The 13,856-nt window shown below is 30.9% G+C and carries 12 protein-coding genes; 7 read left to right on the forward strand and 5 right to left on the reverse strand.

Annotated elements, in window-relative coordinates; genetic code table 11:
* Position 1 precedes the first annotated feature (1 nt).
* Complete coding sequence (locus Q4512_RS12440; protein ID WP_303425175.1) at positions 2–814, forward strand: 1-acyl-sn-glycerol-3-phosphate acyltransferase; 813 nt, start codon at positions 2–4, stop codon at positions 812–814.
* On the opposite strand, the gene Q4512_RS12445 is transcribed toward Q4512_RS12440, so the two are convergent.
* Together Q4512_RS12445 and Q4512_RS12450 are read right to left on the reverse strand one after the other, a co-directional pair.
* Complete coding sequence (locus Q4512_RS12445; RefSeq protein ID WP_303425180.1) at positions 811–1,455, reverse strand: hypothetical protein; 645 nt, start codon at positions 1,453–1,455, stop codon at positions 811–813. The two genes, Q4512_RS12440 and Q4512_RS12445, sit on opposite strands and share 4 nt — an antisense overlap.
* Before the next feature lie 4 nt (positions 1,456–1,459).
* On the reverse strand, positions 1,460–1,954 hold the full coding sequence (locus Q4512_RS12450) for an RNA polymerase sigma factor (protein WP_303425182.1): 495 nt from the start codon (positions 1,952–1,954) through the stop codon (positions 1,460–1,462).
* A 130-nt stretch (positions 1,955–2,084) separates the two neighbouring features.
* Between Q4512_RS12450 and Q4512_RS12455 the strand changes: the two genes are divergently transcribed.
* Positions 2,085–3,356: an NAD(P)/FAD-dependent oxidoreductase gene (locus Q4512_RS12455; protein WP_303425184.1), complete on the forward strand. Its 1,272-nt coding sequence runs from the start codon at positions 2,085–2,087 to the stop codon at positions 3,354–3,356.
* Between the two features lie 177 nt (positions 3,357–3,533).
* On the opposite strand, the gene Q4512_RS12460 is transcribed toward Q4512_RS12455, so the two are convergent.
* From Q4512_RS12460 to Q4512_RS12470, 3 genes are all read right to left on the reverse strand, one after another.
* A complete protein-coding gene (locus Q4512_RS12460; RefSeq protein WP_303425187.1) occupies positions 3,534–3,767 on the reverse strand; it encodes a hypothetical protein in 234 nt (77 codons plus the stop codon).
* Between the two features lie 2 nt (positions 3,768–3,769).
* Positions 3,770–4,216 (reverse strand): SRPBCC family protein, encoded by a 447-nt coding sequence (locus Q4512_RS12465; protein WP_303425190.1) that lies wholly within the window; start codon positions 4,214–4,216, stop codon positions 3,770–3,772.
* 107 nt (positions 4,217–4,323) lie between these two features.
* A complete protein-coding gene (locus tag Q4512_RS12470) occupies positions 4,324–5,175 on the reverse strand; it encodes a T9SS type A sorting domain-containing protein (RefSeq protein WP_303425193.1) in 852 nt (283 codons plus the stop codon).
* Between the two features lie 212 nt (positions 5,176–5,387).
* Between Q4512_RS12470 and Q4512_RS12475 the strand changes: the two genes are divergently transcribed.
* The 5 genes from Q4512_RS12475 to Q4512_RS12495 all read left to right on the forward strand — a co-directional run bounded on the left by Q4512_RS12475 (position 5,388) and on the right by Q4512_RS12495 (position 13,733).
* A complete protein-coding gene (locus Q4512_RS12475) occupies positions 5,388–7,322 on the forward strand; it encodes a peptidylprolyl isomerase (RefSeq protein ID WP_303425195.1) in 1,935 nt (644 codons plus the stop codon).
* Positions 7,319–8,182, forward strand: a complete 864-nt coding sequence (locus tag Q4512_RS12480) for a peptidyl-prolyl cis-trans isomerase (protein ID WP_303425198.1) — start codon at positions 7,319–7,321, stop codon at positions 8,180–8,182. The genes Q4512_RS12475 and Q4512_RS12480 overlap by 4 nt, the downstream gene beginning before the upstream one ends.
* Positions 8,145–9,602, forward strand: coding sequence for a peptidylprolyl isomerase (locus tag Q4512_RS12485; protein ID WP_303425201.1), 1,458 nt, complete (start codon positions 8,145–8,147; stop codon positions 9,600–9,602). Before Q4512_RS12480 ends, Q4512_RS12485 begins: the two co-directional genes overlap by 38 nt.
* A gap of 1 nt (position 9,603) precedes the next feature.
* Positions 9,604–10,557 carry a MoxR family ATPase gene (locus Q4512_RS12490; protein WP_303425204.1) on the forward strand — a complete coding sequence of 318 codons (954 nt, stop codon included), beginning with the start codon at positions 9,604–9,606 and terminating at the stop codon, positions 10,555–10,557.
* 401 nt (positions 10,558–10,958) lie between these two features.
* Positions 10,959–13,733 (forward strand): bifunctional aconitate hydratase 2/2-methylisocitrate dehydratase, encoded by a 2,775-nt coding sequence (locus Q4512_RS12495; protein ID WP_303425207.1) that lies wholly within the window; start codon positions 10,959–10,961, stop codon positions 13,731–13,733.
* Positions 13,734–13,856 lie beyond the last annotated feature (123 nt).

Genomic DNA, 13,856 nt, shown 5'->3' on the forward strand with positions numbered 1-13,856 from the left:
TATGGGATTGTTTAAAAAAAATCCTTTTGGACATAACCTTTTTATAAAAAAATGGTTAATACGTATTTTAGGAGCGATTTCGCATAGACGTTTTCGCGGCTTTAATGAACTACAAATTGAAGGTTCTGAGATTATTAAAAAGCTACCAGACACGAATGTTTTATTTATTTCTAACCATCAAACGTATTTTGCTGATGTAGTTTCTATGTTTCATGTATTTAACGCTAGTTTAAGTAATAGAGATGATTCTATTAAAAATATTGGGTACTTATGGAATCCTAAATTAAATCTATATTATGTTGCAGCAAAAGAAACCATGAGCGCTGGTTTATTACCTAAAATTTTGGCTTATGTTGGTTCTATTAGTATTGAGCGTACTTGGAGAGCGAAAGGCGAAGATGTAAATAGGCAAGTTAAAATGAGCGATATATCTAATATTAGAAAAGCTTTAGATGATGGTTGGGTGATTACATTTCCGCAAGGAACAACAACGCCTTTTAAGCCAATTAGAAAAGGTACTGCGCATATTATTAAACAGTATAAACCTATTGTTGTGCCAATTGTAATTGATGGTTTTAGACGTAGTTTTGATAAAAAAGGATTGCGTATTAAAAAGAAAAACATCATGCAGTCTTTCGAAATAAAACAACCTTTAGAAATTGATTATGAAAACGAAAGTATTGCAAGTATTGTTGAAAAAATTGAATATGCTATAGAGCAACACCCTTCCTTTTTAAAAGTAATACCTCAAGAGGAATTAGCTTTACAGGAAGAGCTTAATAAGAAGCGTAAATGGAAAGTTAAGGATTCTTAAACTTCTAGTTTTTTCAATTCTTTGTAATTTCTATTTAAACGTTTTAATAAAATACCATAAACTAAGTAGTAGAATAATAGTAAAATAGTTACGACAATAACTAATACTATAAGTACTCCTAGTATTAATCCAGCATAAAATTTAAATACTTCACCATTTGCTGTAGCGTTTTCTATAATACTTCTTGTGTTTTCATCATGATTTAATACATAAGGTAACATTGCTACAACACTAATTACAATAAAGGCTAAGTTAAAACCGACATATTGTTTTACAGTACGCCTGGTTTTAAGTATGTTTTCCATTAATTTACTAGCGTTATCTGTACTGTTTATTGTTTTATAATTCATATAAAACTTATAAAAGAAATATGCTAATACAGCATACGAAATAACGCTAAGTATAATAAAAATAGTACTAGATTCTATGTCTGCGATACTTTCACTATTTCTGTTAGCTTTCATTACTATGGCAAATACAAGCCAGAAAACAAATTCTAATAAGCTGATAATAAAAATCCATTTTACAATAGAAGAAGACTTCTTCAAAATCATACTGTAAATTTGGTTATAGGAAAGTTTAGGGTAACGTTTTGTATCCTCTTTCTTCCAGTCTTTTTTTAATAATTCTAATTCATCCATAGTTTTACGGATTTAAAATGGTTCTTAATTTGTTTTTCACTCTATTCATTTTCACTCTTGCATTTACTTCACTAATTCCCATTGTTTCACTAATTTCTTTATAGTTTTTGTCTTCTAAATACAAGAAAACAAGCGCTTTTTCAATATCATTTAATTGATGTACAGCTTTATATAACAATTTTAATTGCTCTTCTTCTGTGTCATCATACTCGTCTGCTTTTATTTTAAATTGTACAGCATCAAAGTCTTGTGTGTTAATACTACGTTTGCTTTTTCGGTAGAGTGTAATCGCTGTGTTTAATCCAACTCTATACATCCATGTACTAAATTTAGCGTCTCCTCTAAATTTGGGGAATGCACGCCAAAGCTGTATGGTTATTTCTTGAAACAAATCATTATGTGCATCTCGATTGTTGGTATATAGCCTACAAACTTTATGTACAATATTTTGGTTTTTTTCAAGCTGCTCTACAAAGCTATGTTCTAATTCTTTGTTCAATTTGATGGTTTAGTTATTGTATAAGTAGCATTAATTTTAAAATGTTACACGAAATAGTAAATATCTTTAAAAATAGTGTTTAAGAGGCTAATTTTGTATCTTTATAGTACAAATTTTTAGTCCTTAATTTATGAATATTCCAGAATCTAAAGTTCCTAGAATTGTTATAGTTGGTGGAGGTTTTGCAGGAGTTAAACTTGCTAAGTCTTTAAAAAATAAAAAAGTTCAAGTGGTTTTAATTGATAAACATAACTATCATGCTTTTCAACCTTTATTGTATCAAGTTTCTAGTGCTGGGTTAGAACCAGATTCTATTGCTTATCCTTTACGAAAAATTATAAAAAAGCATAAAAATGCTTTTTTTAGATTAGCAGAGGTGAAACAAATTTTTCCAGAATCTAAATCTATTAAAACAGATATTGGTGATTTAAATTATGATTATTTAGTGATTGCAACTGGTACTAAAACAAACTATTTTGGTAATTCGGATATTGAGAAAAATAGTATGGCAATGAAAACCATACCGCAGGCTTTAGATATTAGAAGTTTAATGCTTCAAAATCTAGAAAAAGCAGCTATTTCTAATTCAATTAAGGAAAGAAAAGCTTATTTAAATTTTGTAATTGTTGGAGGAGGACCAACAGGAGTGGAGTTAGCGGGTGCAATTGCAGAACTTAAGAATAATATTCTACCACGAGATTATCGAGATTTAAATTCTAGTGATATGTATATTCATTTGCTTGAAGGTAACGATCGATTATTGCCGCCAATGAGCGAGCATGCTTCTAAAAAAGCAGAGCAGTTTTTACTAGATCTAGGAGTACAAGTGCATTGTAGTACTTTTGTAAAAGATTATGATGGAAAAACTGTAATTACAAACTCAGAACTTAAGTTAGAGTCCGAAACACTTATTTGGGCAGCAGGCGTAACAGGAAGCCCTATAGATGGTTTAAATGCCGAAGTTTTAACGTCAAATGTTAATCGCTATTTGGTAAACGAATATAATCAAATTGAAACCTACGATTCTATTTTTGCTCTTGGAGATATTGCTTTAATGAAAACTAAAGATTATCCTAATGGGCATCCGCAAGTTGCACAGCCAGCTATTCAGCAAGGAGAGCTTCTTGGTCAGAATATTTTGAGATTGATACATAAAAAGCCGTTAAAGAAGTTTATTTATAAAGACAAAGGTTCTATGGCAACTATTGGTAGAAATAAAGCTGTTGTAGATGTTAAGCGCTTTAAATCTGCAGGATTTTTTGCTTGGTTTATTTGGATGTTTATTCACCTTATGTCGTTGGTAGGATTTAGAAATAAATTTATTGTATTTTTTAATTGGACCTATAATTATATTAATTTTGATAAAGCTGCAAGATTAATAATAAGACCTTTTAAGAGGTGAATTAAAGGTTTACGTGGTGTTTTTTATCTTTTTGATATAGAGTCAGGTAAATGTATTTGATAGATATTTTCTATCGTAGTTTTTTTGAAAGAATAACATGAATTAGTTAATTAGAATAGTAGGTCTATATATCAAAATTGTTTTGTTGTAAAAGTTAGTTTTTGCTAGCTAATTTTGTTAATCTACCCATTCTCCTCGATGTGGTTTTAATGTGTCTCTAAAGGTTTTTTTGTCTTCTTCGTTTATAATCATAAAAGCAATAGAGTGCATGTTATTAATAATTTCATGACCAGTCAAGTCTACATTTACGCTTTGGTTTTTTACATATTCTTTTAAATGAATTTCATGATGTTGTGCAGTTTTTTCAGCACTAGGACCTCTAAAATCCCAGATAAGTTTTAGTTTACGCATTTTTAGATAGGTGTTTTGTTTTCGGCAAATGTTTTAAAATCTGTTAAGTATTTTTTAGATTGTTTTTTAAATGCTCTAGGCATTAATATTAACATAATTCTTGTTAGAAAAGAAGTGGATGAGAATTCGTTTTCATTTATCCACTTAGTATGGCCTTCTGGAGTCGCGAAGAAATGGTTCTTCTGCGTGTTTAATATTCCTTTGGTTTCATAACTAAAATAAATTTCGTGTGGTAAATTTATATGCATTATGGTTTCAGTAAGTTCTATTTTACGGTTGTTTATGTTGTAATTTAGTTTCATTTTATTACCAATAGTTCCTGGTGTTCCAGAAATATGCTCATAGCTTGTTAAGTCCTTTTGCCAATGTTTTAAATTTGCAGTATGATTTAAAATTGCAATGCATTCTTCTAAAGGAATTTTAACAACAATCTCTGTGGTGTATTTCATTATAATCTATTAATTAAATAGTTTATAAAGATAGTTCTTTTAGAATTTTAATAACTAAAAAGCCACCTAAATTAGGTGGCTTTTGTTATTTGTTAAAAAGGATTGGACTATAAAATAGTTTTAAATGTTTTAATTCCGCTTGGAGATTGTAGTCTTATTAAGTAAAGCTGATTGGCTTTCAATTCTAAGTTAAAACTAGCGTTTGCATTCACATTTATGTTATTGTATGTTTTAACTAATTGCCCAGATACATTGTAAATATTAATGTTAACCTGTTCATTTAGGTTTCCATATAAATGGCCATTTATAACTTTATAGCTGTTGTTAAAATCAAATTCTTCTATACTTAAAGAAGATTCAGTAATAGAATAAGCTAATGTTTCTATATTAAATGAGATATCATAATCTGTATTAGAAGGAATAGTAATATTTGTAGAATTTGGGGTTGCAGTTCCTGTAAGCGAAGTCCCTCCGTAATTTAAAGACCAACCTGCATTTCTTCTAAATTTTAATTCTCCAGCAGTTAAAGTGACATCTGTAGCGGTATACGTAATGTTGTCTGTTGTCGATAGAACAAAATCCCCTGCCCAAGCGTTGAAATCTCCAATCACACTTACGTTTTGGTCTGTTGGAGTTACTGCTGTAAAACTATATTCTGTGGTTGCTATATTAATGCTAATATCGTAAAATCCAGCAACTACTGGGATATTATTGCTAGACCATGTTCCAGCAGGGAAGGTGTCTCCACCCCAGTTATTTGCCCAATCGTCATCCTGTCTAAACTTTAATCCTGTTGCTGGTAAATAGTAATTGTTTAAAGTAAAAGTAATGTTGTCTGTAGTGGTCATGTTCACATCGTCTCCCCAGCCATTAAAATCACCTAAAAAACCAATATCTTGAGCATTAACTATAAATGAAGATAAAAGTAATGTTAAAATAAAAAGTAGTTTTGTTTTCATAATTGTTTGTTTTAAAATTGTTTGTCAAAGTAATTATACAAATAATATTTAAAAATATTTTTACTACAAGGTTTTCGTGTTAATAAGTTTTATTGCATTCTAGTTCTTTTCAAATAAAATAAAACTTATTAATGCTTTGTTAATACAGCTTGCTAAATAGGTTTATATTTCTATTTTTGCAAGAACCTATATATTATATATTTATCTGTACTATGAGATTTTTTTCAACCCTATTCTTTTTTGCATTTACAATTAGCTTTTATGCTCAAAACAATAACAAACAAGTACTTTTTACTGTAGACGAAGATCCTGTTTATGCTTCCGAATTTATTCGTGTGTTTAATAAAAATTTGGACTTAGTTAAAGATGAGTCCCAAAAAGATGTGGATGCGTATTTAAAACTTTTTGTAAGCTATAAGCTTAAGCTAAAAGAAGCTAAGACATTAGGTTTTGATACTATGCCTAAATACAAACGTGAATTGAGTAATTATAAAAGCCAATTGGCTAAAAATTATTTAACCGATAATAAAGTTACAGATGCATTAGTAAATGAGGCTTATGAACGTACGACTAATGAGGTGAATGCTAGTCATATATTAATTCGAATAGATGAAAACGCAAGTCCAAAAGACACCTTAGTCGCTTATAATGATTTATTAAAACTAAGAGGTCGCGTAATTGACGAAGGATATAAAGCAGTGCAAAAAGAAGTACATAATGGTAAGACAATATATGCAGAAGATTTAGGTTATTTTTCTGGATTTAAAATGGTTTACCCTTTCGAAAACGCTGCGTATAATACTTCAATAGGCGAGGTTTCATTACCTTTTAGAACGCAGTTTGGTTACCATATCGTTAAGGTTTTTGATAAACGTAAATCTAGAGGGCAAAGAGAGGTCGCTCATATTATGATTAATCTGGATAAGGAAGATGCTGAAAGTAGAATTCAAGATATTTATAAAAAATTAGAACAAGGGGAAGATTTTGAGCCTTTAGCAAAGCAGTTTTCTGAAGATAAAAGCACTTCAACTAAAGGAGGAAAATTATCTCCTTTTTCTAGCGGTGAATTACGTTCTCAAGAATTTGAAGATCAAGCTTTCTCTATAGAGGAAGAAGGGGTTTATACAAAGCCATTTAAATCTAATTTTGGTTGGCATATTATGAAGCTTATTAAAAAAATAGAAACGCCACCTTTTCAAGATATGAAATCTACGCTAGAAGCTAAAGTAAAGCGAGATAGCAGATCTAAATTAATAAGCACCTCAAGAATAAATAAATTAAAAGAGCGTTATGCAATATCTAATGTAGATAAAGACTTGGCATATTTTACCTCTATACTAAATAACGAGTTTTATAAAAGTAAGTGGAAAACACCGGAGAGTTTTCAGCCTGAAAAAGCTTTTGTTACAATAGAGAAAAAACAATTTACCTATAAAGATTTTGCAGACTTTTTAATTAAAAGTCAACGTAGAAACAAGAAACAATTACCTTTAAATAAAATTGTAGAAAACACTTATAATGCCTTTTTAGAAGAAAAAATGCTTGCGTATCAAGAAGAAAATCTAGAATTTGAAAATGAAGATTTTGCAAACATTCTTGGTGAGTATCGTGATGGCTTATTGTTGTTTGATTTAATGGAAAATGAAATCTGGAAAGCAGCCGCAAATGATTCCGTTGCAGTACAAGAATTCTTCAATGCAAATAAAACAAACTATTTCTTTAACGAAAGAGTAGATGCAGTAGTAGCTTCTTCAGCAAAAAAGAAAGATATAAATAAAGTAGCGAAACTATTAAAAAATGGAATAACTATTGAAGAAATTAAAAGCATAGTAAATACAGAAGATCAAGTACATGTAATATTTACTTCTGGACTTATGGATGCAAAACATCAAGCATTACCAAAAGGTTTTTCATTTAAAAAAGGCGTTTCTAAAGTGTTTACTCACAATGATTCTTTTGTTGTAGTTAAGGTTAATGAAATACTTCCTAAAACACAAAAAACATTCGAAGAAGCTAAAGGTAAAGTCTCTAGTGATTTTCAAGATGCAAAAGAAAAAAAATGGTTAGTAGATTTAGAAAATAAATACAAGGTTACTATACATCAAGACGTACTAACAACAGTAAAATCTAAATTAAATAAAGATTGAAATTAACATCATACATATTTCTTATCTCCATTGTGCTCTTCTTATTTTCTTGTGATTTTTTCAAAGAACCAGATGATAGAATCCCTGTAGCGAGAGTAAAAGATGCGTATTTGTATAAAGAGGATATACAGGATTTAATTTCTTCTGAAGCTTCTAAACAAGACAGTATTGTTTTAACTAATAATTATATTAATGGTTGGGCTACACAGCAATTGTTAGTGCAAGGAGCAAAGTTAAATTTAAACGAAACAAAACTAAATCAATATAATAAATTAGTAGAGCAATATAAAAACGATTTATATGCAAAAGGGTATTTAGAAGCACTAGTAAATAGAGACCTGGATACCGTAGTTTCTTATCAAGAAGCAGCGGCTTACTATGAAAGCAATAAAGAAGCTTTTAAGTTAAATGAAGAATTAGTTATGTTTCGATACATTAATTTAGATGAAAAAATGCAGGAAGCAGACGCTATAGAAATTGCTAAAAAATTTAGAAGATTTGATGCAAAAGATAAAAAAGATCTAGATTCTATATCCATTCAGTTTAAGTCTTACTCTTTAAATGATTCTATTTGGATAAAATGGGACCAAATTGTGAAAAAAATACCAGCAATAAACTTAGATAATAAAGACGAACTGTTAAAAAAAACTAATTTTATACAACTCAAAGATTCATTAGGTTTATATTTGATGCAAATTAATGACGTACTATTGCAAAACAGTACAGCTCCTTTAGAGTATGTAAAGCCAACAATAGACCAAATTGTTATTAATAAAAGGAAATTAGAAAAAATAAGAGAATTAGAAAAGGATATTACAAAAGATGCAATTACAAACAAAAAATTTGAAATCTACAAATAAATTGAAACACCTATTTATATTAAGTATCGCAGTATTTATTACAAACGTAATCACTGCTCAAGAGATCATAGAAGATCCAGTAAAAGAAAAAACAACGACAGATAGTGTAAAACCACAACTATCCAACCAAGCAATAAAAGTAGATGGTGTTGCTGCAGTAGTAGGAGAACACATTATATTAGATTCAGATATAGACAAAACTATTTTGCAAATGAAAGCACAAGGTGTATCTACAGATGATATTCCAAGATGTCAATTATTTGGTTCCCTTTTAGAAAATAAATTATATGCGCATCATGCAGTACAGGATAGTATAGAAATTTCAGATGCAGAAATAAGATCTAATGTAGATTATCAAATTCAACAATTTCTATCACAAACAGGTGGAGATATGAAAGAGCTTTTAGATTTTTATAAAAAAGATGACGAAAAAAGCTTTAGAGAAGAAATGTATGAAATTAACAGAAGCAATGAATTAGCAAAGCGTATGCAAAGCAAAATTATTGACGAAGTAGAAGTTACTCCAGAAGAAGTAAGAATATTTTTCAATAAAATACCTGAAGACGAAAGACCAACATTTGGTACAGAGCTTAAAGTATCTCAAATAATAATAGAACCAAAAGTAGCACCAGAGGAAACACAAAAAGTTATAAACAGACTAAAAGAATTTAAATCCGATGTGTTAGAAAATGGAGCAAGTTTTCGCTCTAAAGTGGTACTGTACACAGAAGATAAAGCATCTGTAGCAAAAGGAGGTTTATATACCTTAAACAGAGAAAAACCTTTAATGGTTAAAGAATTTAGAGATGTTGCTTTTGCATTACAAGAAGGCGAAATATCAGACCCCTTTAAAACAGATTTCGGATATCATATTATTCAATTAGAAAAAATTAGAGGACAAGAATTTGATGTTCGTCATATATTATTAATGCCTCAAGTTTCAGAATCTGCAATTACTGAAGCAAAAGAAGAACTAGAACGTGTACGTGAGCAAATAGTAAATGGAGAAATTACTTTTGAAGATGCTGCAAGAAAATATAGTGACGAGAAAGAAACCAGAAGTGAAGGCGGATTTTTAATTAATCCTGCAACACAAGATTATAATTTTGAATTAACTAAAATGGATACAGAATTGTATACACAAATTCAAGAACTAAAGGAAGGTGAAGTGAGTTTAATTCTAACAGATCAAGACCGAACTGGAAAAGTTAAATTTAAAATTTTACGCGTAACAGATAGAGTAGACGAGCATGAAGCTAATTATTCTCGCGATTATTTAAAAATTAAAGAATTAACATTAACAGAAAAACGTTTTAAAGCTATTGAAAAATGGCAAGATGAAAAAATCAAGGATACCTATATTAAAGTAAATGGTGAGCATAGAGATTGTGATTTTTCTAGTAATTGGTTAAAAAAATAATATGTCAGACGTAGCAGCTGTAGAACAATTTGTAAAAAAATATAAAAACTTAAAGCAAGAAATTGCTAAAGTTATAGTAGGACAAGATGCGGTAGTAAACCAAATACTTATTTCTATTTTTTCAGGTGGACATGCACTTTTAATAGGTGTGCCAGGATTAGCAAAAACGCTAATGGTAAATACAATTGCGCAAACGTTAGGATTAGATTTTAAAAGGATACAGTTTACTCCAGATTTAATGCCTAGTGATATTTTAGGGAGTGAAATTTTAGACGAAAACAGAAACTTTAAATTTATTAAAGGACCAATATTTGCTAATATTATTTTAGCAGATGAAATAAACAGAACACCACCTAAAACGCAAGCTGCACTTTTAGAAGCAATGCAAGAAAGAGCAGTAACAGTTGCAGGACACCATTATAAATTAAGTTTGCCTTATTTTGTTTTAGCAACACAAAATCCTATCGAACAAGAAGGAACCTATCCGCTTCCTGAAGCACAATTAGATCGATTTATGTTTGCTATTCATTTAGACTACCCTTCTTTTCAAGAAGAAGTACAAGTAGTTAAAGCTACAACAACAGATTTAAAGGCAAAAGTAAATGCATTATTTAATGCGCAAGAAATTATAGATTTTCAACAACTAATTCGTCGTATTCCAGTGGCAGACAATGTTATCGAATATGCTGTGAAAATGGTTGCTAAAACTAGACCCAATAGGGATACTGCAGCAGATTTAGTGAAAAAATATATCGATTGGGGAGCTGGACCTAGAGCTTCACAAAACTTAATTCTTGCAGCAAAAACACATGCTGTAATAAATGGGAAGTTTTCACCAGATATCGAAGATGTGCAAGCTGTTGCAACAAGTATTCTACGTCATCGAATTATTAAAAATTATAAAGCTGAGGCAGAAGGTATATCCGAAGAACAAATTATCAAAAGTTTATTTTAATAGCTTCCTTATCCATATTTTTTATTCCTTTTTTTGTAAATATTTTCACTAAAATAATAATTTAGAATCGTTGTAAATAATTAGTTTCACAATATTTAGAGCTAAATTTATTAATTTGTTATTTTTAGGTGTTCAAATTTATTTATTCGTAATTTATAATGGCTAAATAAAGTTTTGTTGCACTATATTCAATCATTCTCACAGATCTTTATATATTTTTTAGTATCTCTTAAATTTCGTAATTTCGCTTGATATTTTAAAATCAACCTTAACCTTTTTCAAATGAATATTTTATCATTAATATACAAATATTAGTGAAGCTAACGAAAACGATTGATTTATAGTGTTTTCCAGAAATAAATTGACATTTAATTAAGATTAAAAAGAATTATTCTATTTATATGAACACTTATAAAGATTACCTTAAAGAGATAGAAGACAGAAAAGAATTAGGTCTTCATCCTAAACCTATTGATGGTGCTGAGTTACTTAGCGAAATCATTGCGCAAATCAAAGACGTAGATAATAAGTATAGAGAAGAATCTCTAAACTTTTTCATCTATAATGTTTTACCAGGAACCACAAGCGCTGCAAGTGTAAAAGCAAAGTTCTTAAAGGAGATTGTTTTAGGGGAATCTGTTGTTAAAGAAATTACACCTGCATTTGCTTTAGAGCAATTATCACACATGAAAGGTGGCCCTTCTGTTAAAGTACTATTAGATTTAGCCCTAGGAACGGATGCTGCCATCGCAAAAGAAGCTGCAGAAGTTTTAAAAACACAAGTATTCCTTTACGAAGCAGATACAGCTCGTTTAGAAGAAGCTTTTAAAAATGGAAGCGAAATTGCTAAAGATATTATTGAAAGCTACGCGAAAGCGGAGTTCTTTACTAAACTACCAGAGATTGACGAAGAGATTGACGTAGTAACTTACATTGCCGGTGTTGGTGATATTTCTACAGATTTATTATCTCCAGGTGGTGATGCACATTCTCGTTCAGATCGTGAATTACATGGTCAATGTATGTTTGAACATAACAAAGACATGCAAAATGAATTGTTAGCTTTAAAAGAACAACATCCGGATAAACGCGTAATGCTAATCGCTGAAAAAGGAACCATGGGAGTAGGGTCTTCTAGAATGTCTGGTGTTAATAATGTTGCATTATGGACCGGTATTTCTTCTAGCCCTTATGTGCCATTTATTAATATTGCGCCTGTAATTGCAGGTACTAATGGTATTGCTCCAATTTTTTTAACTACCGTTGGAGTTACTGGTGGTATTGGTTTAGATCTTAAAAACTGGGTGCAACAAAAAGATGCTGACGGAAACACTATTGTAGATGAAGATGGAGAACCAATATTAAAACAAATGTATTCCGTAGCAACAGGAACTGTTTTAACCATAAACACAAAAGAGAAAAAATTATACCACGGTAAAGTTGCATTAAAAGATATATCTGCTGCATTTACACCACAAAAAATGGAGTTTATGAAAGCGGGAGGTTCTTACGCTGTCGTATTTGGTAAAAAATTACAAACTTTTGCATGTAAAACTTTAGGTATAGATGTGCCTCAAGTATATGCTACCTCTAAAGAAGTGTCTATTGAAGGACAAGGTTTAACAGCCGTTGAAAAAATATTCAATAAAAATGCAGTAGGAACTTCTGGTGCAACTTTACATGCTGGTTCTTATGTTCGTGCAGAAGTTAATATTGTAGGGTCACAGGATACTACAGGATTAATGACTTCTCAAGAATTAGAGATGATGGCTGCTACAGTGATTTCACCAATTGTAGATGGAGCTTACCAATCGGGTTGTCATACCGCTTCTGTTTGGGATGATAAGTCTAAAGCTAATATTCCAAGATTAATGCGTTTTATGAACGATTTTGGTTTAATTACGGGACGTGATCCTAAAGGAAAATACTTCCCAATGACAGATGTTATCCATAAAGTACTAAACGATATTACAGTAGGGGATTGGGATATTATCATTGGTGGTGACTCGCACACACGTATGTCTAAAGGTGTTGCCTTTGGAGCAGATTCAGGAACAGTTGCATTAGCGCTTGCAACTGGGGAAGCTTCTATGCCAATCCCAGAATCGGTTAAAGTAACCTTTAAAGGGCAAATGAAATCCTACATGGATTTCCGTGATGTAGTACACGCAACGCAACAACAAATGTTAAAGCAATTTGGAGGCGAAAACGTATTCCAAGGTCGTGTAATTGAAGTGCATATTGGTACTTTAACAGCAGATGAAGCTTTTACATTTACAGATTGGACAGCAGAGATGAAAGCTAAAGCTTCTATATGTATTTCTGAAGATGAAACGTTAATAGAATCATTAGAAATTGCAAAAGGACGTATCCAGATCATGATTGATAAAGGTATGGACAACGCGAAACAAGTACTTAAAGGTCTTGTAGATAAAGCGGAAACCAGAATTACAGAACTTAAAACTGGTATCAAACCTTCTTTAAGACCAGATGCAAACGCTAAATATCATGCAGAAGTTGTTATTGATTTAGATGAAATTGCAGAACCAATGATTGCAGATCCTGATGTAAATAATGAAGATGTTTCAAAACGTTATACACACGATAATATCAGACCATTATCTTTTTACGGCGGTACTAAAAAAGTAGATTTAGGTTTCGTAGGTTCTTGTATGGTGCATAAAGGAGATATGAAAATTTTAGCTCAAATGTTAAAAAATATAGAAGCACAACATGGTGAAGTAGTATTTAAAGCACCTCTAGTAGTAGCTCCTCCAACTTATAATATTGTAGACGAACTAAAAGAAGAAGGCGACTGGGAAGTTTTACAAAAATATTCCGGATTCGAGTTTGACGATAACGCACCTAAAGGCTTAGCACGTACAAAATATGAAAACATGTTGTACTTAGAACGTCCAGGTTGTAACCTTTGTATGGGGAATCAGGAAAAAGCAGAACCAGGAGATACCGTTATGGCCACTTCCACACGTTTATTCCAAGGAAGGGTTGTAAAAGATTCTGGTGAGAAAAAAGGAGAGTCTTTACTGTCTTCTACTCCAGTTGTAGTTTTATCTACCATTTTAGGAAGAACTCCAACCATGGCAGAATATGAAGCTGCTGTAGATGGTATCGTTCTAACTAAATTTAAACCTTCTCAAAAACAATTAGTGAGATAATTTTTTTAAAATTAATATAATAAAAATCCCGAGTCTTAGATTCGGGATTTTTTATTTTATTTACATTACCATTAATTTCCAAGTAGCATAAATACGATTCATAAGTTGGGCGTTACCACAAGG

The organism is Oceanihabitans sp. 2_MG-2023 (assembly GCF_030547245.1).
Classification (GTDB): Bacteria; Bacteroidota; Bacteroidia; order Flavobacteriales; family Flavobacteriaceae; genus Oceanihabitans.

What these genes read in the sequence shown, in the direction of transcription:
- Q4512_RS12440 (WP_303425175.1), top strand. Translation starts at nt 2, where the DNA reads ATGGGATTGTTTAAAAAAAATCCTTTTGGACATAACCTTTTTATAAAA.
- Q4512_RS12445 (WP_303425180.1), bottom strand. Translation starts at nt 1,455, where the DNA reads ATGGATGAATTAGAATTATTAAAAAAAGACTGGAAGAAAGAGGATACA.
- Q4512_RS12455 (WP_303425184.1), top strand. Translation starts at nt 2,085, where the DNA reads ATGAATATTCCAGAATCTAAAGTTCCTAGAATTGTTATAGTTGGTGGA.
- Q4512_RS12460 (WP_303425187.1), bottom strand. Translation starts at nt 3,767, where the DNA reads ATGCGTAAACTAAAACTTATCTGGGATTTTAGAGGTCCTAGTGCTGAA.
- Q4512_RS12465 (WP_303425190.1), bottom strand. Translation starts at nt 4,216, where the DNA reads ATGAAATACACCACAGAGATTGTTGTTAAAATTCCTTTAGAAGAATGC.
- Q4512_RS12470 (WP_303425193.1), bottom strand. Translation starts at nt 5,175, where the DNA reads ATGAAAACAAAACTACTTTTTATTTTAACATTACTTTTATCTTCATTT.
- Q4512_RS12475 (WP_303425195.1), top strand. Translation starts at nt 5,388, where the DNA reads ATGAGATTTTTTTCAACCCTATTCTTTTTTGCATTTACAATTAGCTTT.
- Q4512_RS12485 (WP_303425201.1), top strand. Translation starts at nt 8,145, where the DNA reads ATGCAATTACAAACAAAAAATTTGAAATCTACAAATAAATTGAAACAC.
- Q4512_RS12490 (WP_303425204.1), top strand. Translation starts at nt 9,604, where the DNA reads ATGTCAGACGTAGCAGCTGTAGAACAATTTGTAAAAAAATATAAAAAC.
- Q4512_RS12495 (WP_303425207.1), top strand. Translation starts at nt 10,959, where the DNA reads ATGAACACTTATAAAGATTACCTTAAAGAGATAGAAGACAGAAAAGAA.